The 20,225-nt window shown below is 41.0% G+C and carries 15 protein-coding genes; 13 read left to right on the forward strand and 2 right to left on the reverse strand.

What is annotated here, in order from left to right; translation table 11 throughout:
* Positions 1-2 precede the first annotated feature (2 nt).
* From ACHLI0_RS14920 to ACHLI0_RS14930, 3 genes are all read left to right on the forward strand, one after another.
* Positions 3-1,334, forward strand: a complete 1,332-nt coding sequence (locus ACHLI0_RS14920) for a DUF6056 family protein (protein ID WP_490749507.1) — start codon at positions 3-5, stop codon at positions 1,332-1,334.
* 190 nt (positions 1,335-1,524) lie between these two features.
* The gene (locus ACHLI0_RS14925) at positions 1,525-3,222 is read left to right on the forward strand and encodes a DUF5722 domain-containing protein (protein WP_008767586.1); all 1,698 of its coding nucleotides are present in this window, start codon (positions 1,525-1,527) and stop codon (positions 3,220-3,222) included.
* A gap of 30 nt (positions 3,223-3,252) precedes the next feature.
* The gene (locus tag ACHLI0_RS14930; RefSeq protein WP_414203252.1) at positions 3,253-5,445 is read left to right on the forward strand and encodes a DUF5722 domain-containing protein; all 2,193 of its coding nucleotides are present in this window, start codon (positions 3,253-3,255) and stop codon (positions 5,443-5,445) included.
* Positions 5,446-5,696: 251 nt separating this feature from the next.
* On the opposite strand, the gene ACHLI0_RS14935 is transcribed toward ACHLI0_RS14930, so the two are convergent.
* Positions 5,697-6,308, reverse strand: coding sequence for an HU family DNA-binding protein (locus tag ACHLI0_RS14935; protein ID WP_054959935.1), 612 nt, complete (start codon positions 6,306-6,308; stop codon positions 5,697-5,699).
* A gap of 640 nt (positions 6,309-6,948) precedes the next feature.
* Here ACHLI0_RS14935 and ACHLI0_RS14940 point away from each other — a divergent pair.
* From ACHLI0_RS14940 to ACHLI0_RS14965, 6 genes are all read left to right on the forward strand, one after another.
* Entirely contained in the window at positions 6,949-9,039 is a 2,091-nt protein-coding gene (locus tag ACHLI0_RS14940; protein WP_414203253.1) for a virulence-associated E family protein, read from the forward strand.
* A gap of 135 nt (positions 9,040-9,174) precedes the next feature.
* The gene (locus ACHLI0_RS14945) at positions 9,175-11,010 is read left to right on the forward strand and encodes an ABC transporter ATP-binding protein (protein WP_225719350.1); all 1,836 of its coding nucleotides are present in this window, start codon (positions 9,175-9,177) and stop codon (positions 11,008-11,010) included.
* Between the two features lie 60 nt (positions 11,011-11,070).
* Positions 11,071-11,859 (forward strand): polysaccharide deacetylase family protein, encoded by a 789-nt coding sequence (locus ACHLI0_RS14950; protein WP_414203255.1) that lies wholly within the window; start codon positions 11,071-11,073, stop codon positions 11,857-11,859.
* Positions 11,856-13,757 carry a glycosyltransferase 87 family protein gene (locus tag ACHLI0_RS14955; RefSeq protein WP_414203256.1) on the forward strand — a complete coding sequence of 634 codons (1,902 nt, stop codon included), beginning with the start codon at positions 11,856-11,858 and terminating at the stop codon, positions 13,755-13,757. Before ACHLI0_RS14950 ends, ACHLI0_RS14955 begins: the two co-directional genes overlap by 4 nt.
* Positions 13,742-14,902, forward strand: a complete 1,161-nt coding sequence (locus ACHLI0_RS14960; RefSeq protein ID WP_272185862.1) for a glycosyltransferase family 87 protein — start codon at positions 13,742-13,744, stop codon at positions 14,900-14,902. Before ACHLI0_RS14955 ends, ACHLI0_RS14960 begins: the two co-directional genes overlap by 16 nt.
* Before the next feature lie 49 nt (positions 14,903-14,951).
* On the forward strand, positions 14,952-15,383 hold the full coding sequence (locus ACHLI0_RS14965) for a GtrA family protein (RefSeq protein ID WP_008767594.1): 432 nt from the start codon (positions 14,952-14,954) through the stop codon (positions 15,381-15,383).
* A gap of 12 nt (positions 15,384-15,395) precedes the next feature.
* Here the strand turns inward: ACHLI0_RS14965 and ACHLI0_RS14970 are convergent, their stop codons facing one another.
* Complete coding sequence (locus ACHLI0_RS14970; protein ID WP_008763654.1) at positions 15,396-16,031, reverse strand: ribonuclease H1 domain-containing protein; 636 nt, start codon at positions 16,029-16,031, stop codon at positions 15,396-15,398.
* Between the two features lie 138 nt (positions 16,032-16,169).
* On the opposite strand from ACHLI0_RS14970, the gene ACHLI0_RS14975 reads away from it, so the two are divergent.
* The 4 genes from ACHLI0_RS14975 to argB all read left to right on the forward strand — a co-directional run bounded on the left by ACHLI0_RS14975 (position 16,170) and on the right by argB (position 20,203).
* The gene (locus ACHLI0_RS14975) at positions 16,170-16,772 is read left to right on the forward strand and encodes a nitroreductase family protein (RefSeq protein ID WP_414203258.1); all 603 of its coding nucleotides are present in this window, start codon (positions 16,170-16,172) and stop codon (positions 16,770-16,772) included.
* A 60-nt stretch (positions 16,773-16,832) separates the two neighbouring features.
* The gene (locus ACHLI0_RS14980; protein WP_055219379.1) at positions 16,833-17,360 is read left to right on the forward strand and encodes a shikimate kinase; all 528 of its coding nucleotides are present in this window, start codon (positions 16,833-16,835) and stop codon (positions 17,358-17,360) included.
* A gap of 117 nt (positions 17,361-17,477) precedes the next feature.
* Positions 17,478-19,370, forward strand: a complete 1,893-nt coding sequence (gene speA / locus ACHLI0_RS14985; protein WP_008767598.1) for a biosynthetic arginine decarboxylase — start codon at positions 17,478-17,480, stop codon at positions 19,368-19,370.
* Between the two features lie 59 nt (positions 19,371-19,429).
* Positions 19,430-20,203 carry an acetylglutamate kinase gene (argB, locus tag ACHLI0_RS14990; RefSeq protein ID WP_061473291.1) on the forward strand — a complete coding sequence of 258 codons (774 nt, stop codon included), beginning with the start codon at positions 19,430-19,432 and terminating at the stop codon, positions 20,201-20,203.
* Positions 20,204-20,225 lie beyond the last annotated feature (22 nt).

Consider the following 20,225-nt stretch of genomic DNA (forward strand, 5'->3'; position numbering starts at 1 on the left):
TTATGAGTAAAAAAACGGTTCGGATTGGTATTGGCGCATTTCTGTTGATAATAGGAAGTTTATTTTACCTGATGAATATGTACACTCCGATATGTGGAGATGATTATCTTTATTCATTCTATTTGACTCCTGTGGCAGCTAAGTCTTTCTTTGAAGGCGCATCGATAGGATTTGAGCAGAAGATATCATCATTTACCGATGTTATTTTTTCGCAATATAATCATTATTTTTATGTGAATGGCCGTACCATTCCTCATATTCTGGAGCAGTCGTTTGCCGGACTTTGGGGGGAGAATTGTTTTAATTTAATCAATGTATTCGCTTTTCTGTTACTTAATATGTTGGTTATATGGATTTCCGGAAAAAGAAATCTGACAAAATTCGGTTACTGGGTTGCTGCAGTTTTCTTTATATGGTTCTTATTGCCTTGCCCGGTTGATCTCTTTTTACTGATGAGTGGTGCTCTCAATTATACTTGGAGCGCCGTTCTTTGTTTGGCTTTTCTGCTTGTTTATACTAAAGTGCGGCAAATGGAAAGGGTGAATTGGGGAGTTGCTTTTCTTCTTTTTTTGCTGGGCGTCATTTCTGGTTGGACACATGAATCTTTGGTTATTGGCATTTCCGGGGCTTTGTTTATTATTTATTGTGTACAATATAATAAGAGGAAGCCCAAATCACCTGAAGTAGCTTTGGTTGCCGGCTTTTGGCTTGGGACCTTGTTGTTGTGTTTATCGCCTGCTGCCCGCGGGCGCGCGTCGTTTGATCATCCTTCCATCTGGGAAACCTTCTTATTGATAATCGGTGAGCTTCGGGCATTTTATGTTCTTCTGTTTTTGCTGGTATATACTTTTTTTCGTGAAAAGAGAAACAACAATAATCATACTCTGAGAAAGTTTTTCTATGATAATCAACTTTATTTTTATGTAATCTTAATTGAACTTGTTTTTAGCTTGGTTATAGGATTTCGAAATGTCCGGCAATTGTTTGGAATAGAGTTGTTTTCTGTTGTGATTTTAATCAAGCTGATCAGTGAACAGACTTCATTTAATGCGGTTTGGTGTAGAAGTGTATCAATTGTGGCAGCAAGTGCGATCGTTTTGCATATGGCATTTGTCATTCCATGCGCAAAACGTTCTCATGCGCAATTTCAGGATATAGTGACCACTTATCTCCACTCAGAAGACGGTGTTGTTTCTTTCAGATACGAAGAGTTTCCCTGTTGGGTCGATTCTTATGTCTGGCGATTCGGAGGGCATGCGGATTGGGAAGCTTTTTGTATTTCCGTCTATTATATGGGAGACAAAAAGCCAATGAAAGCTTTGCTGGTTGATTAGTATTCATTTGTGATAATAGATGATTGCCAGTTAAGATGTTTTTCGGTAGTAATATTTTTTGCTGTGTATAAAAATTGTAAAAAGAAGTAGGATTTTGCATGTGTTCATATTAATAGCTCTATATTTGTACAATTAAACCTAAACCCTTTTACAGTTTACTTATGGAGCTATTGAAAAGTCATTTTTTAAAATGAGAAAGGCTTATATTGAGTCGTTTATTATTCTTTTGTTTCTGTCCTGCTGTCCTTTCATTGTTTCTTCCTGTCACGAGGAAGAGAAAGAGGAGATACCTGAATCTCCTTTTGACGAAGAAGATATTCAACACGAACAAGATCTGAATGCTTATTTGGGAAAAAGCTATTCGTGTAAAATTTCTCAGGTCTCAGTAATGGAATCTTCCGTTCGCGTTACTGGTGAATATACCGGTGAAGGCAACTTCTTTTTAGGTGAGATTCCTCCTTATTTGGATATCATAGATGTGAAGAAGGCTCCTTATAAGTTGAAGTTAGAAGATTCATCTTTTGAAATTAAGTTAGAGCGTTATGTAGAAAGGGATGGAGCATTATATGACCGTCTTTTGTCAAAGTGGGCTATTTATAAAGAGGGAGTAGAAAGAGACCAACTGGTTTCTCATGCGCATCAAGCGGATGAAATTCATGCGTTTCAGAATCTTCCGGCTATCAAACTGACTTCAAAGAAAGGGTTGGGTGGAATTATTCCTAACCAATATATATCGGATTTTACTTCGTTGGGGATAAGCAGTGCTACGATTAATGTTTGTATCACTCAGTTTATGCATCTGACGCCAAGAGCGGGAGATATTGCGCATACTTATGGGGGAAGAACCTATTATATGGATGAAGGTTACCTCAAGACTGTGCTTGACGTTCCTCTTTTAGAAGCAGCCAAACGGAATATTGCTGTTGCTGCCATCATTCTTGTCGAACCGGCAGCTAAATGTGTAGACCCTGACTTGGGGGCATTGTTGCAACATCCGGATTATGAAAGAGGGGTTTATACAATGCCTAATATGACTACTCTGGAATCGGTAAATTGTTATGCGGCGGCATTTGATTTTCTGGCGAAAAGATATTGTACGGCGGACAATCGCTACGGGCGTATAGCTCATTGGATTATGCATAATGAGGTAGACGGCTGTATAGACTGGACAAATATGGGAGTAAAACCTCTTACTGTATTTACGGACACCTATATAAAATCAATGCGTATATGTTATAATATAGTACGCCAATATGATAAGCAGGCAGAGGTTTTGGGCTCCTTTACACATTCCTGGACACAGATAGCGAATGTGGGATGGTGGCTCTATACAAGCAAGGAAATCATTGATTTGTTGAATGTTTATAGTCGGGTAGAAGGGGACTTTCAGTGGGGATTAGCTTATCATAGCTATTCTCAGGATTTGACGAATCCATGTGTTTGGATTGATCCGAACGCAACGTTTTCCATGGATACCCAATTTATTACGTTTAAGAATCTGGAAGTTCTGAGTAAGTGGGCGCTTACCAAAGAAAATAAATATAAAGGGACTATTAAGCGCTCTGTCTGGCTTTCTGAGGCTGGAGTAAATTCTCCTACTTATTCGGATGAAGATTTTCAGAAGCAAGCGGCTAGTTTGGCTTTCGCCTGGAAGAAAATCAATGCATTGGAAGGGATTGATGGGCTACAATGGCATAATTGGTTTGATCATCCGGGAGACGGAGCTTGCTTCGGATTGCGTAAATACTTGGATGAATCTTACAGAGGGGAAGCCAAACCTGTGTGGGAAGTTTATCGAAAAGCAGGCACAAATGAAGAAGATGAATACTTCGAACAATTCTTACCTTTAATTGGAATTCCTGATTGGAATATTATTGAGAATTTTTAATCAACGACATTATTAACTAAAACTGAAATTATGGAAAATTTGAAAGCTTTCTTTACGAGAAGGCCTGAACGCCTGTTAGGGCGATGTGGCATGTTGTTTTTAATGGCATTTTTTGTGATGAACTTGTCTTCCTGTAATGATGACTTTATTGAAGATGATGGGGGAGAAGTTATTCCTCCTGAGGATATTGTTATCCCGCCTGTTTATATGTTATTGGATGGGCCCTATAAGTCGGGAGTAACGTTAACTCAGAATGAAGACAGTAGTTATACGATAGAAACTACTAATGGTGATCCTTGGGCGACTGCCGGTTTGTTTAAAGAAGATGTTCCCGAAGAATGTAATGTTCTTGAATTTGAATATCAGACGGAAATGGGGATGAGTAACCTTGAACTCTTTTTTGCTGATGCAAAAAATGGGATTGATGCTACTCATAGCATGAGTGCGGGAACCGTTCCTGCTTCTACGGAATGGGCTTCATTCAGCGTTCGTCTAAAGAAATATAGACAGGAGTTTGATTGGGGAAAAGTGAAAGATTTTCTGCGTCTGGATTTTGGAGACCAGCCTAATAATATCATACAAATGCGTAATATACGCCTACGTATGATGAATGATGAGGAAAAACAGGCGGAAGAGGACGAGAATAATGAAGCACTTAATAAAGAGAAGTACGAACAAGGAATTAAAGATTATCTGAATAAAGAATATGATTGCCATGTAACTGATGTGGTGGTAGGAGAGAGTACGATCAGTATTCAAGGTAACTATACGGGAGAAGGTACTTTCTTCTTGGGAGAGATTCCACCATTTGTGGATATGTTCAAAGTGGAAAAGGTGGAAAATAAAACACCTTTATCAAACGGCTCTTTTAACGTTCAGTTGGATAGATATGTTACTATAGGTGACTATAAGTATGATCGTTTATTGTCTAAGTGGGCTATATACAAAGAAGGAGCTTCCAAGGATGAGATTGTTTCTCATGCCCGCTATGCGAACGTGGATAAAATACACGTAAAACAAAGTGTTGAGGCTATTCCTTTAAAATCTAAGAAGGGGTTGGGAGGATTGATAAACCATGGATTCCTTGCATCTGATTTGGATGATTTGGGTATTGCCAGTGCCACCATCAACATTCCTATTTCTCATTTCATGCATCTTTCTCAACAGGAAGGAGATATTCCGCATACTTACGGTGGCAGGACATATTATTTTAATGAGGGATATATGAAGAGTTCATTTGATGCTGTGTTGGAGCAAACGAGTAAACGTGGAATCTCTGTAGCAGGTATTTTGCTGGTTCCTCCTACCGGAGATGCCGGTACTCTTTTGAAACATCCGGATTTTAATGGTATAGCTCCTTATACAATGCCCAATATGACCACAATAGAGTCTACAAATTGTTACGCTGCAGCACTTGACTTCCTGGCAGAAAGATATAGTGACCCTAATATGCGCATAGCGCACTGGATTATACATAACGAAGTGGATGGAGGAAGTCATTGGACCAATATGGGTGACAAACCGATTGCCACGTTTATGGATACTTATCTCCGTTCGATGCGTATGTGCTATAATATTGCGCATCAATATGACCAGCACTCAGAAGTCTTTATCTCTTTCTCGCATGGATGGAATATCGCTGCCGGTGGCGGTTGGTATAAAGTAAGAGATATGCTCGACTTTATGAATCAGTTCAGTGAAAGCGAAGGTGATTTCTTCTGGTCATTGGCGTGTCATAGTTACCCGGCTCAGTTAGGTAACCCGTGCACTTGGGATGATGAACAGGCAACTTATTCTATGGACACGGAATATGTGACCTTGAAAAATTTGGAGGTTTTGGATAAGTGGGTAAGTCTCTCCTCCAATAAATATAAAGGAACAGTGAAACGTTCTGTCTGGCTTTCTGAGGCAGGAACATGTTCTCCAAGTTATAGTGATAATGATTTGCAGGATCAGGCTGCCGGCTTTGCTTATGGCTGGAAAAAGATTAATAATCTGGACGGCATTGATGGAATACAATGGCATAGCTGGTTTGATCATTTGGGAGATGGTGCCTGTTTGGGTTTGCGTAAGTATACCGAAGCGCCTCATAATGGTGAAGCCAAGCCTGTATGGACAACCTATCAAAAAGCGGATACAGATGAAGAAGATGATTATTTTGAACAGTATTTATCTCGAATAGGGATTGATAGTTGGGAAGGAATTATTCAAGATATTCCATAAGCGATATTAGGTAAAAGAGGAAACTCATTTGGGCTTCCTCTTTGGGTGTTGTGACTAGATCTAAGTCCGCTATAAAAGAATTTTTTTAGTCTTACGGTCTCACTACTTTTACATAATCGCCAAATAATTAAGATATTATAGAATGAGAGATACTTTTTACAAAGGTATCTCTCATTCTTTTCTCACTGGAATTACTCTATTTTAGTCTATCTCTCATGCTGTTTTTGGGTATCTCTCATTCTATTTTACAACTATTTCCCGTAATGTCCTGGACACGGCACATAAATCGGTTGCGTACGAATTCCGATATTCTGCAAAGAACCTTCTTCTTTCAACCTGCGAATATGGCGTGCCGCCATACTGTGTGTGAATTGGCAAAGTGACTGCATATCAGAGCGGGTCAAAACCGTATGTGTAGCGAAGTACCCGGTTAATTTTTTGTCTATTTCTTCTTGGGAGAGGGTAGCCGAGTGGGGTTTATACTTTGAGCGTTGTGCGTGCATACCTATAAGCTCACCTTTTAAATCTCTGTCCGCCAGGAAACTGACCGATTTAAACTTCACTTTGTCAGCGTGTGCGGCCATGGAATGTATCGGCTCTGTTGCTTGTAATGTGATCTGAAAATAACCGACCCCGTCAAGATGTACTCTTTGCCCTTCGCGTAAGTGGTTGCCCATGCACCGACTGAGTTCCATTAACATTGCTTCCACTTCGGCCTTGCCAAAGGTAGTTGCCGAGTGAATTTCGGCTGCCAGTCTTTGGGTAGTCACGTGTTGAAAATTCACGACTCTGGGATGATAACTTGTTTCCCCCTCTTCTTCTCCCTGAACGGGATTCTTATAAAATTCGAATTGTACTGCCATCTTAATTGTTGTTTATCTATTGTTTATATATGGTGTTACTTATCTCTTCGGCATTTAAAGCCTTTATCTGCGTGTCATCTTACTGACATCTTCATCGTTCTACCTGGGTGAACCGATCATTGCACCTTCGAGAACGTATCTGTGTACCTGGGTGAACAGGTCGGTTCACCCGGGTAGTATGATGAATAACGTCTTTCAAAGATACAACAATAATAGTTGTAAAACAAGCAATTATAGGATTGTTTGCATGATAATGAATGGTAAAATATATGCGCCTTAAAGTACTTCTAAAAGGAGAAATGTATAGGTCTGAAATTAAATAATGGAAGTTGGAAAGCAGAATGAGAGATAATCAAAAAAGGTGAGAGACAGGTTAGAAGAGAGTAATTTCAGTGGGGAAATGATGAGAGATACCTCTGTAAAAAGTATCTCTCATCCTATAATATATTAATTATTTGGTGATTATGTAAAAGTAGTGAGACCGTGAGACTAAAATCTATTTTTTCTTTTCTAGTAGAAGGAGAGGAGATGGGAATGAAACTTATGATCAGAAACTTGTTTACATAGAATGTTTACAGTACTTTTGTGCAAAATATATATTGCCCTACACACGCAAGCAGGACAAACAGCGAAAGAAAAAATGAGAATAACACAAGTGAGAGACGATGGCAAAGTAAATACGATGCGTACGTTGAAGATTGAACAGCTCGTAGAGCAGATGAAAAAGGAAACTAAAGCACAACTGGTCTCTAATATGAGAGAAGTCCTGCCTTATATACTTCCCGGTGATAAAAATGATTATATAGAGAGGGTCCCGAAGATACTTCCGGCGGCAGCTTTTGTCAGAAAAAACGGGGTGATGGCGATGGCCGAATATAATGGAATCGTTATGCTTCAGGTCAACGGGTTGTCCGGACGTATGGAAGCTGATGAGGTGAAGGAGTGTGTGAAGGAACTGCCTCAGACGTATCTTGCTTTTATCGGTTCTTCAGGAAAGTCTGTAAAGATATGGGTTCGTTTTACGTATCCCGACAATCGTCTGCCTGATAATCGCGAACAGGCGGAAGTCTTTCATGCGCATGCTTATCGTCTGGCTGTGAAATATTACCAGCCCCAACTCCCGTTTGATATCGAATTAAGAGAGCCTTCGCTGGAACAGTATTGCCGGCTGACTTTCGATCCAGAGCTGTATTTTAATCCCGAAGCCATGCCTGTTTATCTGAAACAGCCAGCATCTTTGCCGGGGGAAACCACCTATCGAGAGCAGGTACAGGCGCAGGCTTCTCCTTTACAGCGGCTTGTTCCCGGATATGATAGTTACGAAGCACTTTCTGTTCTTTTTGAAGCAGCATTTGCCCGGGCATTGGCCGAGCAAAAAGGATACCGCCCAGGCGATGATATACACTCATTGCTTGTTTGTCTGGCTGAGCAGTGTTTTCGTGCCGGTATTCCACAGGAAGACACCGTGCGATGGGCACGTGCTCATTATCGTTTACCGAAAGATGAATTCCTGATTCGCGAGACGGTGAAGAACGTGTATGGTACGTGCGAGGGTTTTGCCGATAAAAGTAGTTTGCTGCCGGAGCAATTGTTTGTCATGCAGACAGATGAGTTTATGAAACGCCGCTATGAGTTTCGTTTCAATATGCTGACTTCGAGCGTGGAATACCGTGAGCGGAACAGCTTCAACTTTTATTTTCGCCCCATAGACAAACGGGTGATGGCAAGTATTACGATGAATGCGATGTATGAGGGCATCAAACTTTGGGATAAGGATGTGGTCCGATATCTGAATTCCGATCATGTTCCCGTTTATCACCCTGTCGAGGAATTTCTTTATGATCTTCCCCATTGGGACGGTAAAGACCACATCCGTGACCTGGCTGAAAGAGTTCCTTGTGATAATCCTCATTGGGGACAACTTTTTCGTCGTTGGTTTCTCAGTACAGTGGCGCACTGGCGTGGAGTTGACAAAAATCATGCGAACAGTACTTCACCTATTTTAATCGGTCCGCAGGCTTATCGTAAGTCCACCTTTTGCCGTCTGATTTTGCCTCCTTGTTTGCAGGCGTATTATACGGACAGCATTGACTTTAGCCGTAAAAGGGACGCCGAGTTGTATCTGAATCGTTTTCTTCTCATCAATATGGATGAGTTTGATCAGATAGGTGTCAATCAACAGTCATTCCTTAAACATATTTTGCAAAAACCGGTTGTTAATACCCGTCGCCCGAATGCGTCAGCTGTAGAATCACTTCGGCGGTATGCTTCTTTTATCGGGACGAGTAATCATAAAGACTTACTAACAGACACTTCCGGTAGTCGCCGTTTTATCGGCGTCGAAGTGACGGGAGTGATTGATGTGGTGCGTCCCATTGATTATGAGCAGCTTTATGCACAAGCAATGACGGCGCTTTATAAAAATGAACGGTATTGGTTTGATGCAGAAGAGGAAGCTATTATGACGGAGTCTAATCAGGAGTTTGAGCAATCTCCTGCGATCGAGCAATTGTTTCAGGTATATTATCGGGCGGCGGCCGACGAAGAGGCAGGAGAATGGTTGCTTGCTGCGGATTTGCTACAACGAATACAGAAGGCTAGTAAGATGAAGTTTTCACCTCGGCAAGTATCTTATTTGGGGCGTATTCTGCAAAAGCTGGGAGTGAAATCGTACCGGAGATCTCATGGGGTTTATTATCATGTGGTGCCCATATCTTTTGATAATGAGTAGTGTTGGAGTGAAATAGACGAATAAATGGTCAAGAAGGTGGCTATTATATAATTCGTATTAATTATTAAAAGAAACCTTCAACTGTTAGACAGTTTTATTGTATCTTTGCAGCCTTAACTTATTTTATTTCAAATAATGAAGGAATTTTTGCAACTGATGCGACGTTTTGTGTCGCCATATAAGAAGTATATCGGATGGGCTATTTTGCTGAATATCTTGTCAGCTGTATTCAATGTGTTTTCATTTACTTTGTTAATTCCGATTCTGGACATTTTGTTTAAAACAGGAGAGAATAATAAGGTATATGAGTATATGGAATGGGGAACTGCCGGTTTTAAAGATGTTGCGATAAATAATTTCTATTATTATGTTTCCCAAATGATTCAGGATAATGGTCCTACTACTGCTTTGATTTTTCTGGGACTGTTTCTGGCTTTGATGACTTTATTTAAAACTTCCTGTTATTTTGCATCTTCAGCTGTGATGATTCCATTACGTACAGGAGTTGTCAGGGATATCCGTATCATGGTATATGCGAAGGTAATGCGTTTGCCGATGGGCTTTTTCTCAGAGGAGAGAAAAGGAGATATTATAGCTCGTATGAGTGGTGATGTGGGAGAGGTGGAAAACTCTATTACCAGCTCATTGGACATGCTGATAAAGAGCCCTATCATGATTATATTGTATTTTATAACATTGATTGCTACCAGCTGGAAGTTAACTCTTTTCACCGTTTTGGTATTACCGGCTATGGGCTGGCTGATGGGTAAGGTCGGAAGAAAACTAAAGCGTCAATCACTGGAGGCACAAGGTAAGTGGAGTGATACAATGTCTCAGTTGGAAGAAACATTGGGTGGTTTGCGTATTATCAAAGCGTTTATTGCAGAAGACAGAATGATAGATCGTTTTACGAGGTGTAGTAATGAACTCCGTGATGCTGTCAATAAAGTGGCTATGCGACAAGCTTTGGCTCATCCGATGAGTGAGTTCTTGGGAACAATTCTGATTGTATCTGTATTATGGTTTGGTGGTGCTTTGATTTTAGGGCATAATTCGTCATTGACTGCACCGACGTTTATATTTTATATGGTTATTTTGTATAGCGTGATAAATCCGTTGAAAGACTTTGCCAAGGCAGGTTACAATATCCCCAAGGGGCTTGCTTCTATGGAACGCGTGGACAAAATATTGAAGGCTGAGAATAATATTAAAGAAATTCCTAATCCGAAACCATTGACTGGAATGAATGATCGGATTGAGTTTAAAGATATAAGCTTTAGCTATGATGGTAAAAGAGAAGTGTTGAAACATGTGAACTTAACAGTGCCAAAGGGAAAGACAGTTGCTTTGGTAGGACAGTCAGGCTCAGGAAAATCAACGCTCGTAGATTTATTGCCACGTTATCATGATGTGCAAGGAGGAGATATTACCATCGATGGTACAAGTATTAAAGATGTACGTATTGCCGATTTGCGCAGTTTGATTGGCAATGTCAATCAAGAAGCCATTCTTTTTAATGATACATTTTTCAATAATATTGCTTTTGGCGTAGAAAATGCAACTATGGAACAAGTCGTAGAGGCTGCTAAGATTGCCAATGCCCATGATTTTATTATGGAAAAGCCGGAAGGATATAATACAAATATCGGTGACCGTGGCGGCAAACTTTCCGGTGGACAGAGACAGCGTGTCAGCATCGCCCGTGCTATTCTGAAGAATCCTCCCATCTTGATTCTGGATGAGGCTACTTCAGCACTGGATACTGAATCGGAACGTTTGGTACAGGAAGCATTGGAGAGATTGATGAAGACGCGTACCACGATTGCAATTGCTCACCGTCTTTCTACTATCAAAAATGCGGATGAGATTTGTGTGCTCTATGAAGGGGAAATCGTAGAGCGTGGACGTCATGAAGAATTATTGGAATTAGATGGTTATTATAAAAGACTAAACGATATGCAAGCATTATAGGCTGTGGCTGTATATTTGCAGCAACTCACAGCAACAAACGTAAACTAGACTAATATTGGAATGATTTTATTAAGTTTTGACATTGAGGAATTTGATGTGCCCAAAGAACATCAGGTGGACATATCAATGGAAGAGCAAATTAAAGTTTCTGTAGAGGGGACTACCCGAATTTTGGATTGCTTGGAACGGAATCAGGTAAAAGCGACCTTTTTCTGTACGGCAAATTTTGCTCTTCATGCTCCTGATATAATAAAGCGCATTCAGGAGGGAGGTCACGAGATTGCTTCTCATGGCTTCTATCATTGGACCTTTAAAGTGGAAGATCTGAAAAGGTCGAAAGATCAGTTGGAGGAAATCACCGGAACCAAAGTTTATGGCTATCGGCAGGCACGCATGATGCCTGTGTCGGAAAAAGCTGTATATGAGGCGGGGTATATATATAATTCTTCCTTGAATCCGACATTTATCCCGGGAAGATATATGCGGCTCTCTACTCCTCGTACTCCTTTTATAAAAGACCGTGTGATGCAAATGCCGGCATCAGTTACTCCTTTGCTGCGTTTTCCTTTATTTTGGCTTTCCTGCCATAATTTGCCTGCTTCACTTTTTCGTTGGCTGTGTAAATACGCTCATCGGCATGATGGATATTTTGTGACATACTTTCATCCGTGGGAATTTTATCCGTTAAATGAACATCCGGAATGGAAACTGCCATTTATTATACGAAATCATGCAGGAGAAGGAATGGAAAAAAGGCTGGATGCTTTCATCCTATATTTTAGGAAAAAGAATGTTAGTTTTGGTCGTTTTATAGATTATATAAAACTAAACAAGGATATAATGAAATGAAAGATATAATAAGATTTATACTAAGGTTAGTGCAAAATCCTATTGTATTAGCAATTTTGTGGTTTGGGGTGGCTATCAGGGGATTTTGGGTAAGCTGGACAGAAGGACTTGCAAATAACTACTTGATATTTTCCCGTTCATTTTTTCATGCTTTGGAGCAAACGCCTTTATATGTAGAATATCCTAAAGAATATTTTGATTTATTTCTATATGGCATTCCTTTTACTTTATTGATTGCTCCTTTTTCAATCATGCCAACAATGGTGGGTTCTGCTTTGTGGAGTTTGTGTAATGCTCTTTTATTGTACTTTGCTATAAAAAAGTTAGAGTTTGAAAAATGGAAAACAGCCATTATTGTTTGGTTGTCATATAATGGCTTATATTTATCTGTTGTGACTCAGCAGTATAATGCAGCAGTAGCCGCTTTCATTCTTTTTACTTTTATTCTTGTCGAGAGAAAAAAAGATTTTTGGGCTGCATTGATGATTGTGTTAGGCACATTAACCAAAATTTATGGGATTGTGGGGTTAGCTTTTTTCCTTTTCTCTAAAAGAAAATTATATTTTCTGTGGGGAATTCTATTTTGGGCATTCGTTCTATTTGTAGTTCCAATGTTTTATACTTCTCCACAATATGTATTTGATTCTTATAAAGAATGGGTTAGTATTCTTGTAGTTAAGAATGATGTTAATGAGTTGAGCTTTTATCAGAATATCTCTTTATTAGGAATGGTTCGAAAGATTACTCATGCTGTTGAATATAGTGATATGTGGCTGATAATTCCTGGAATTGTTTTATTCTTATTACCTTATTTTCGTATTGGACAATACGAGAATAGAAATTTTCGGCTTTCGTTTTTGGCATCAGTTCTGTTATTTATGGTCTTGTTTAGTACGGGAACGGAAGAATGTGGATATGTGGGAGCTCTAATTGGTGTGGGTATATGGTATGTAAGTACGCCAACGTATAAAAAATCGTTTGTGCTGAATACATGCTTATTGCTATTCTGTTTTGTGTTGACGGCAGCGTCTTCAAGCAGTATTCTTTTTTCAAAACATTTCAGGACTGAATACATAACTTCATTTGCACTTAAAGCTCTCCCATGTGCTATTATCTGGTTTAAAATCATCTGGGAACAATTAACTCAGGACTATACATCAAGAACCCCAACTCCTTTTCTACATAAAAAAGATGATGAACGGATTGACGTCATATTGCCCTGTTATAATCCTCATGAAGGATGGGAGCAGCAACTGATTGAGAAACATAAAGAGTTGGAAGGGATGCTGAATGGGTACAATATTCGCTTTATCGTAGTAAATGATGGTTCCAAACGCGGATTTACGGAAGAAGCTGTACTTCGTTTGACAAATAACTTACCCAACACTATCATTGTAGACAATAAGATAAATCAAGGGAAAGGAGCTGCTGTTCGTGATGGTATAGCACATTCTGATTCAGAGCTGGCTCTTTATACAGATTATGATTTTCCATATAAGATTGAGTCTGTTTGTCAGGTGATTAAATATCTTGAGGAAGGGTATGATGTAGTTGTAGCAAATCGTAATCATACGTATTATTCACAACTTTCTACCCGTAGAAAGTTGGCGAGTCATGCTTCACGTTTCTTGAACTTTATGCTGTTAGGGCTGACCCACACAGATACGCAGGGGGGATTAAAGGGGTTTAACTGTAAGGGAAAAGCTTTTCTTGCGTCCACTCGTATTAAACAGTTCTTATTTGATACGGAGTTTATATATAAGGCTTCTCTTGATGATACCACCTTCATCAAAGAGGTTCCTGTAGACTTAAGAGGCGAAGTGATGTTGCCTGATATGAAAAAGGGGGTATTTGTAAATGAACTAAAAAACTTATTGATGATATGTTGGAGAGGTTGAAAGGATATGTGCAGAATCCCGTCTTTCTATTCATCTTGTGGATGGGAGTAGGATTAGCTTGCAGTTTATCATTGATGATGAAGGGGACATATAGCAATTATGTTATATTTAGCCAGTCTTTTTGGCATGCGATATCTTCTTCTTCTTTATATGTAGAATATCTTCAGGAACAGAAGGATTTCTTTCTGTATGGTATTTCTTTCACTGCGTTGATTTCTCCTTTTGCGGTTCTTCCCAGACCCTTGGGGATGATCCTTTGGTGCCTGGTGAATTGTGGTTTTCTTTATTATGCTATCAGCAAGTTAGATTTGAAAAAGTGGCAATTTGCTGTTGTTATATTAGTTTCTGTAAATGACGTTTTTACAGCTGTTTTGTCTCAGCAATATAGCATAGGTATTACGGCTATGATTATATTCTCGTATGTGCTGATCGAGAAAGAAAAGGATTTTTGGGCTGCTTTGATGATTGTATTAGGAACTATGACCAAACTTTATGGGATAGTCGGACTGGCTTTCTTTTTATTCTCGAAACATAAAATGAAACTCACCGGCGGATTAGTCTTTTGGGCAGTGATCGTTTTTCTGCTTCCGATGCTCTATGCTTCTCCGGAATATGTCGTTCATTCGTATAAGGAATGGTTCGATGTGCTTGTCTATAAGAATGGGCTGAATCAGTTTAGCGTCAATCAAAACATATCTTTGCTGGGTATGTTACATCGGATAACGGGAGCCTCATTCAGCGATTTATGGATAATCGTGCCCGGAATGATTTTGTTTGCCCTTCCTTATTTACGCATCCGGCAATATCAATATGAATCTTTCAGATTCTTATTTTTGTCTTCTGCGCTTTTGTTTATGGTACTGTTCAGTACCGGAACGGAAACTTATGGCTATCTGACTGCTATGGTTGCTGTTGGAGTCTGGTATGTAAAGACACCGACAAAAGCTGCCACACCGATATTGAATCTGTCATTGCTTATATTCTGTATTCTACTGACTTCTTTGTCTACTACCGATCTTTTTCCAAGATTTATAAGAGCGGAATATGTGAAACCTTATGCTCTGAAGGCTCTGCCTTGTACCTTGATATGGCTGAAAATAGTGTGGGAACAACTGACTCAGGACTTTGCGCGTCCATCTGACTGAATGAAAATGAAACATCTGAACTGAACTATAAAACTAAAACTACTTACTAATGGAAATTGTAAAATCAGTATTTCAATCGAAGGGTAAACGTTACCAGTTTATTCGTTATTGCACGGTGGGAACGTTGGCTGCCGGAATACATTATGGGGTTTATTATCTGTTGCAGGAATACGAAATGACCAACTTGAATATTGCCTACACGATAGGCTATGTGACGAGTTTTATCTGTAATTTCTTTCTGACTTCTTATTTCACGTTTCGTAGCAACCCTTCTTTGAAAAGGGCTTTGGGATTTGGAGGCAGCCATTTGGTGAACTATCTGATACATATGGGATTGTTCAATTTGTTCCTGTATCTGAATGTAGATCAGGAGATAGCTCCCTTGTGTGTGCTCGCTGTGGCTGTTCCCACTAATTTTCTGATGCTCCGCTTTGTGTTTAAACATAAGAAGGAACAGGCTGCTGATCAAGTCGCAGAATAGACTTTCCGGCTATTATTTTCTGCCGAAGTCTGCCGGAATCTCTCCCCACACTTTGGTTTCCCATTTAAGAATACGGGTGGTGTAAGTGTTCTCCCTGAGCCACTTCTCTGCCCGTTCTATCACTGTGAAGAGTTCTTCAGTCTCTTCATTCCGCGGAAGTTTGGTTTTGCATTTTTTCTGTCGCACCCAGCTGATGGCATTCACGCTGTCGCTATAAATGGGCATATCAAATCCTTTCTGTTTCAGCAACGCCAGTCCGTGCACGATGGCCAGAAACTCTCCGATATTGTTTGTACCTTTCATCGGGCCGAAATGAAAAATTTCCTGGCGGCTTGCCACGTGTACTCCCCGATACTCCATCGGACCGGGATTGCCACTGCACGCAGCATCGACTGCCAGACTATTGTCAATGACGGAAGCAGGCAGTGTATCGGAACCGGTTCGGGCAGCTTCCGTTTTTTTCTTCGCATTCTTGCCGATGTAGGCGTAAGGTGACGAGGCCAGTGCACGTTCCGCCTCTTCGCGGGTGTCGAACGATTTGTACTTTGCACCTTCATAACCCTTGATCTGGAGCTGGCAATCCGTCCAGGAAGCATATACTCCCGGCGTCACTCCTTCCCATACTACGTAGAACTTTTCTTTAGCCATTTTCTGATAATGAATGATTATGTCAACAGCATTGACGGTGCGAAGGTACAAATATATTCCGGAATCGAACAAGTTGGCAGAGAAGCTTGTTCTAATTTATAAGGAGTTTAAGAAAATAAAATTAAGAAAGGAGCCATTATGGAAAGAACTTTTAGTGAAGCTTTGAAGAATCGTCGGACTTATTATTCGATTACCGACCAGTCACCTATTCCGGATCAGGAGATAGAATGCATTATCAATCTGGCAGTGAGACACGTGCCGTCGGCATTCAATTCTCAATCTACCCGTGTGGTGCTTCTTCTTGGCAAGTCTCATAAAAAGTTATGGAACATTGTAAAAAATGCGTTGAGGAAGATTGTGCCGGGAGAAGCGTTTGCGAAAACCGAAGAAAAGATTGACAATTCCTTTGCCTGTGGATATGGTACGGTGCTGTTCTTTGAAGATCAGAAGGTGGTGAAGGGGCTTCAGGAAGCTTTCCCGTCTTATCAGGAGAATTTCCCCGGATGGTCATTACAAACCTCAGCGATGCATCAGCTGGCTGTTTGGGTCATGCTTGAAGATGTGGGCTTCGGTGCTTCCCTGCAACATTATAATCCATTGATTGATGATGAGGTGCGTCAGGCATGGAATTTGCCTGCACATTGGCATCTGATTGCGGAAATGCCGTTTGGAGTGCCCGTCAATCAGCCGGGAGAAAAAGAGTTCCAGCCACTGGAAGAACGGATAAAAGTTTTTAAATAATAGAGAATCATTCTTCATTATTCATTAAATGATTAATTTTGTGAGCAAAATTAATCATTTATGGTTCGTATCTTCCTTACCGGCTATATGGGTGCCGGAAAAACTACTTTGGGCAAGGCTTTTGCCCGCAAACTGAATATCCCGTTCATTGATCTGGACTGGTATATCGAAGAACGTTTTCATAAAACTGTCGGAGAACTTTTCACGGAACGGGGTGAAGCCGGATTTCGTGAGTTGGAAAGAAACATGCTTCATGAGGTAGCTGAGTTTGAGAACGTCGTTATCTCTACAGGTGGGGGGGCACCCTGCTTTTTTGACAATATGGAGTTTATGAACCGGACGGGAAAAACCGTTTTCCTGAATGTGCATCCCGATGTGCTGTTCAGACGCTTGCGTATTGCCAAGCAGCAACGTCCCATTCTTCAGGGAAAGGAAGATGAAGAATTAATGGATTTCATCATTCAGGCGCTTGAAAAGCGTGCACCTTTTTATACGCAGGCGCAATATATCTTTAATGCGGACGAACTGGAAGACCGCTGGCAGATTGAATCATCTGTGCAACGTCTGCAGGAACTGCTGGAATTATAAATTAAGACCGGTTATATAAACCAATTGGAAGAAATAATATCCAATTAATTGGCAACCTGTAGATAAATCTGTATTTTTGCCATCCAATTATTTACTAAAAACACTGAATAACAGAAAATGAGAAAGTGGCGTATTGAAGATTCTGAAGAACTCTACAACATTACGGGTTGGGGTACTTCGTACTTTAGTATTAATGACGCAGGTCATGTTGTTGTTACACCGCGGAGAGATGGAGTGACCGTCGACCTGAAGGAACTGGTTGACGAGTTGCAATTGCGGGATGTGGCATCTCCCATGCTGTTGCGTTTCCCGGATATTCTGGACAACCGTATTGAAAAGATGTCTTCCTGTTTTAAACAGGCTGCCGAAGAGTACGGTTATAAAGCCGAGAATTTTATCATCTATCCCATTAAGGTCAACCAGATGCGTCCTGTGGTAGAAGAGATTATCAGCCACGGAAAGAAATTCAATCTCGGACTGGAAGCCGGTTCCAAACCGGAACTTCATGCGGTGATTGCCGTCAATACGGATTCTGACTCATTGATTGTTTGTAACGGCTATAAAGACGAAAGTTATATCGAACTGGCGCTCCTTGCCCAAAAGATGGGCAAACGTATCTTCCTCGTAGTAGAGAAGATGAACGAACTGAAGCTGATAGCCAAAATGGCGAAGCAGTTGAATGTACAGCCCAATATCGGTATTCGTATAAAACTGGCTTCTTCCGGCAGTGGAAAATGGGAAGAATCGGGTGGTGATGCCAGCAAGTTCGGTCTGACTTCCAGCGAACTGCTCGAAGCGCTTGACTTTATGGAAAGCAAGGGGTTGAAAGATTGCCTGAAACTGATTCATTTCCATATTGGCAGCCAGGTGACGAAGATTCGTCGCATTAAGACGGCTTTGCGCGAAGCTTCTCAATTTTACGTGCAGCTTCACTCTATGGGATTCAATGTGGAGTTTGTGGACATCGGCGGCGGGCTGGGCGTTGATTATGACGGAACCCGTTCTTCCAATAGTGAAGGTAGTGTAAACTATTCCATTCAGGAATATGTGAATGACTCCATTTCTACATTGGTAGATGTCAGCGATAAAAACGGCATTCCGCATCCGAATATCATTACCGAGAGCGGTCGGGCATTGACGGCTCATCACTCTGTCTTGATCTTCGAGGTGCTCGAAACAGCTACTCTTCCGGAATGGGATGATGAAGAGGAAATCGCTCCGGATGCACATGAGCTTGTGCAGGAACTGTACAGTATCTGGGATTCGTTGAACCAGAATAAGATGCTGGAAGCATGGCATGATGCACAACAGATTCGGGAAGAAGCGCTCGACCTGTTCAGTCATGGTATTGTGGATTTGAAGACCCGTGCTCAGATCGAACGTTTGTATTGGTCCATTACGCGGGAAATTAATCAGATCGCCGGAGGCTTGAAACATGCGCCGGATGAATTCCGGGGATTGTCCAAGTTGCTGGCGGATAAATATTTTTGTAATTTCTCATTGTTCCAGTCCTTGCCCGACTCTTGGGCGATTGATCAGATATTTCCGATTATGCCTATTCAGCGGTTGGATGAGAAGCCGGAGCGTTCGGCTACCCTGCAGGATATCACCTGTGATTCGGACGGAAAGATTGCAAACTTTATTTCTACCCGGAATGTGGCTCATTATCTGCCTGTGCATAGTCTGAAGAAAACAGAACCTTACTATCTGGCTGTTTTCCTGGTCGGAGCTTATCAGGAGATTTTGGGAGATATGCATAATCTGTTTGGAGATACGAATGCTGTTCACGTTTCTGTGAATGAAAAGGGATATAATATCGAACAGATTATTGATGGTGAAACAGTAGCGGAAGTGTTGGATTACGTACAATATAATCCTAAGAAGCTGGTACGTACCCTTGAAACATGGGTGACCAAGTCTGTAAAAGAAGGAAAGATATCATTGGAAGAGGGTAAAGAGTTTCTGTCCAACTATCGTTCGGGACTTTACGGATATACTTACTTAGAATAACCGGCAAGGTGCCGGAGCTGAGTTCTCCATTCGGCAAACTTATTAGAATTGAATAAAAAATGAGGGAAAAACTAACTGTAATTAAGGTGGGTGGAAAAATCGTAGAAGAGGAAGCCACCCTTCTTCAGTTGTTGAATGACTTTGCCGCCATCAGCGGACATAAAGTGCTGGTTCACGGCGGCGGTCGCTCGGCAACAAAGATTGCCGCACAACTAGGTATTGAAAGCAAAATGGTAAATGGTCGTCGTATTACCGATGCGGAAACGTTGAAAGTGGTAACGATGGTATATGGTGGTCTGGTAAACAAGAATATTGTTGCCGGGTTGCAGGCCCGTGGAGTGAACGCTCTTGGACTGACCGGGGCGGATATGAATGTGATCCGATCGGTAAAGCGTCCGGTGAAAGAGGTTGATTATGGTTTCGTGGGCGATGTGGAGAAGGTAGATGCTTCTTTGCTGGCTGATCTGATTCATAAAGGAGTGGTGCCCGTGATGGCACCGTTGACACACGACGGTCAAGGCAATATGCTGAATACAAATGCGGATACCATTGCCGGAGAGACGGCAAAGGCTTTGTCGGCGCTGTTTGACGTGACGCTGATGTACTGCTTCGAAAAGAAAGGAGTGCTGCGTGATGAGAATGATGACGATAGCGTGATCCCTGAGATTACCCGTTCCGAATTCGAACAATACGTTGCCGACGGCGTTATTCAAGGTGGCATGATTCCTAAGTTGGAAAATTCTTTTGAAGCAATTAATGCAGGAGTTACAGAAGTTGTAATTACCTTAGCATCAGCGATTAAAGGCAGCGAAGGAACGCGGATAAAAAAATAATTCAAAAAAAAGTAATGGGCGT

This window comes from Bacteroides sp. RCH18 (assembly GCF_058231005.1).

Excerpts from the sequence above, each read along its gene's own strand:
- ACHLI0_RS14920 (WP_490749507.1), top strand. The coding sequence starts at position 3 with ATGAGTAAAAAAACGGTTCGGATTGGTATTGGCGCATTTCTGTTGATA.
- ACHLI0_RS14925 (WP_008767586.1), top strand. The coding sequence starts at position 1,525 with ATGAGAAAGGCTTATATTGAGTCGTTTATTATTCTTTTGTTTCTGTCC.
- ACHLI0_RS14930 (WP_414203252.1), top strand. The coding sequence starts at position 3,253 with ATGGAAAATTTGAAAGCTTTCTTTACGAGAAGGCCTGAACGCCTGTTA.
- ACHLI0_RS14935 (WP_054959935.1), bottom strand. The coding sequence starts at position 6,308 with ATGGCAGTACAATTCGAATTTTATAAGAATCCCGTTCAGGGAGAAGAA.
- ACHLI0_RS14940 (WP_414203253.1), top strand. The coding sequence starts at position 6,949 with ATGAGAATAACACAAGTGAGAGACGATGGCAAAGTAAATACGATGCGT.
- ACHLI0_RS14945 (WP_225719350.1), top strand. The coding sequence starts at position 9,175 with ATGAAGGAATTTTTGCAACTGATGCGACGTTTTGTGTCGCCATATAAG.
- ACHLI0_RS14950 (WP_414203255.1), top strand. The coding sequence starts at position 11,071 with ATGATTTTATTAAGTTTTGACATTGAGGAATTTGATGTGCCCAAAGAA.
- ACHLI0_RS14955 (WP_414203256.1), top strand. The coding sequence starts at position 11,856 with ATGAAAGATATAATAAGATTTATACTAAGGTTAGTGCAAAATCCTATT.
- ACHLI0_RS14960 (WP_272185862.1), top strand. The coding sequence starts at position 13,742 with ATGTTGGAGAGGTTGAAAGGATATGTGCAGAATCCCGTCTTTCTATTC.
- ACHLI0_RS14965 (WP_008767594.1), top strand. The coding sequence starts at position 14,952 with ATGGAAATTGTAAAATCAGTATTTCAATCGAAGGGTAAACGTTACCAG.
- ACHLI0_RS14970 (WP_008763654.1), bottom strand. The coding sequence starts at position 16,031 with ATGGCTAAAGAAAAGTTCTACGTAGTATGGGAAGGAGTGACGCCGGGA.
- ACHLI0_RS14975 (WP_414203258.1), top strand. The coding sequence starts at position 16,170 with ATGGAAAGAACTTTTAGTGAAGCTTTGAAGAATCGTCGGACTTATTAT.
- ACHLI0_RS14980 (WP_055219379.1), top strand. The coding sequence starts at position 16,833 with ATGGTTCGTATCTTCCTTACCGGCTATATGGGTGCCGGAAAAACTACT.
- speA (WP_008767598.1), top strand. The coding sequence starts at position 17,478 with ATGAGAAAGTGGCGTATTGAAGATTCTGAAGAACTCTACAACATTACG.
- argB (WP_061473291.1), top strand. The coding sequence starts at position 19,430 with ATGAGGGAAAAACTAACTGTAATTAAGGTGGGTGGAAAAATCGTAGAA.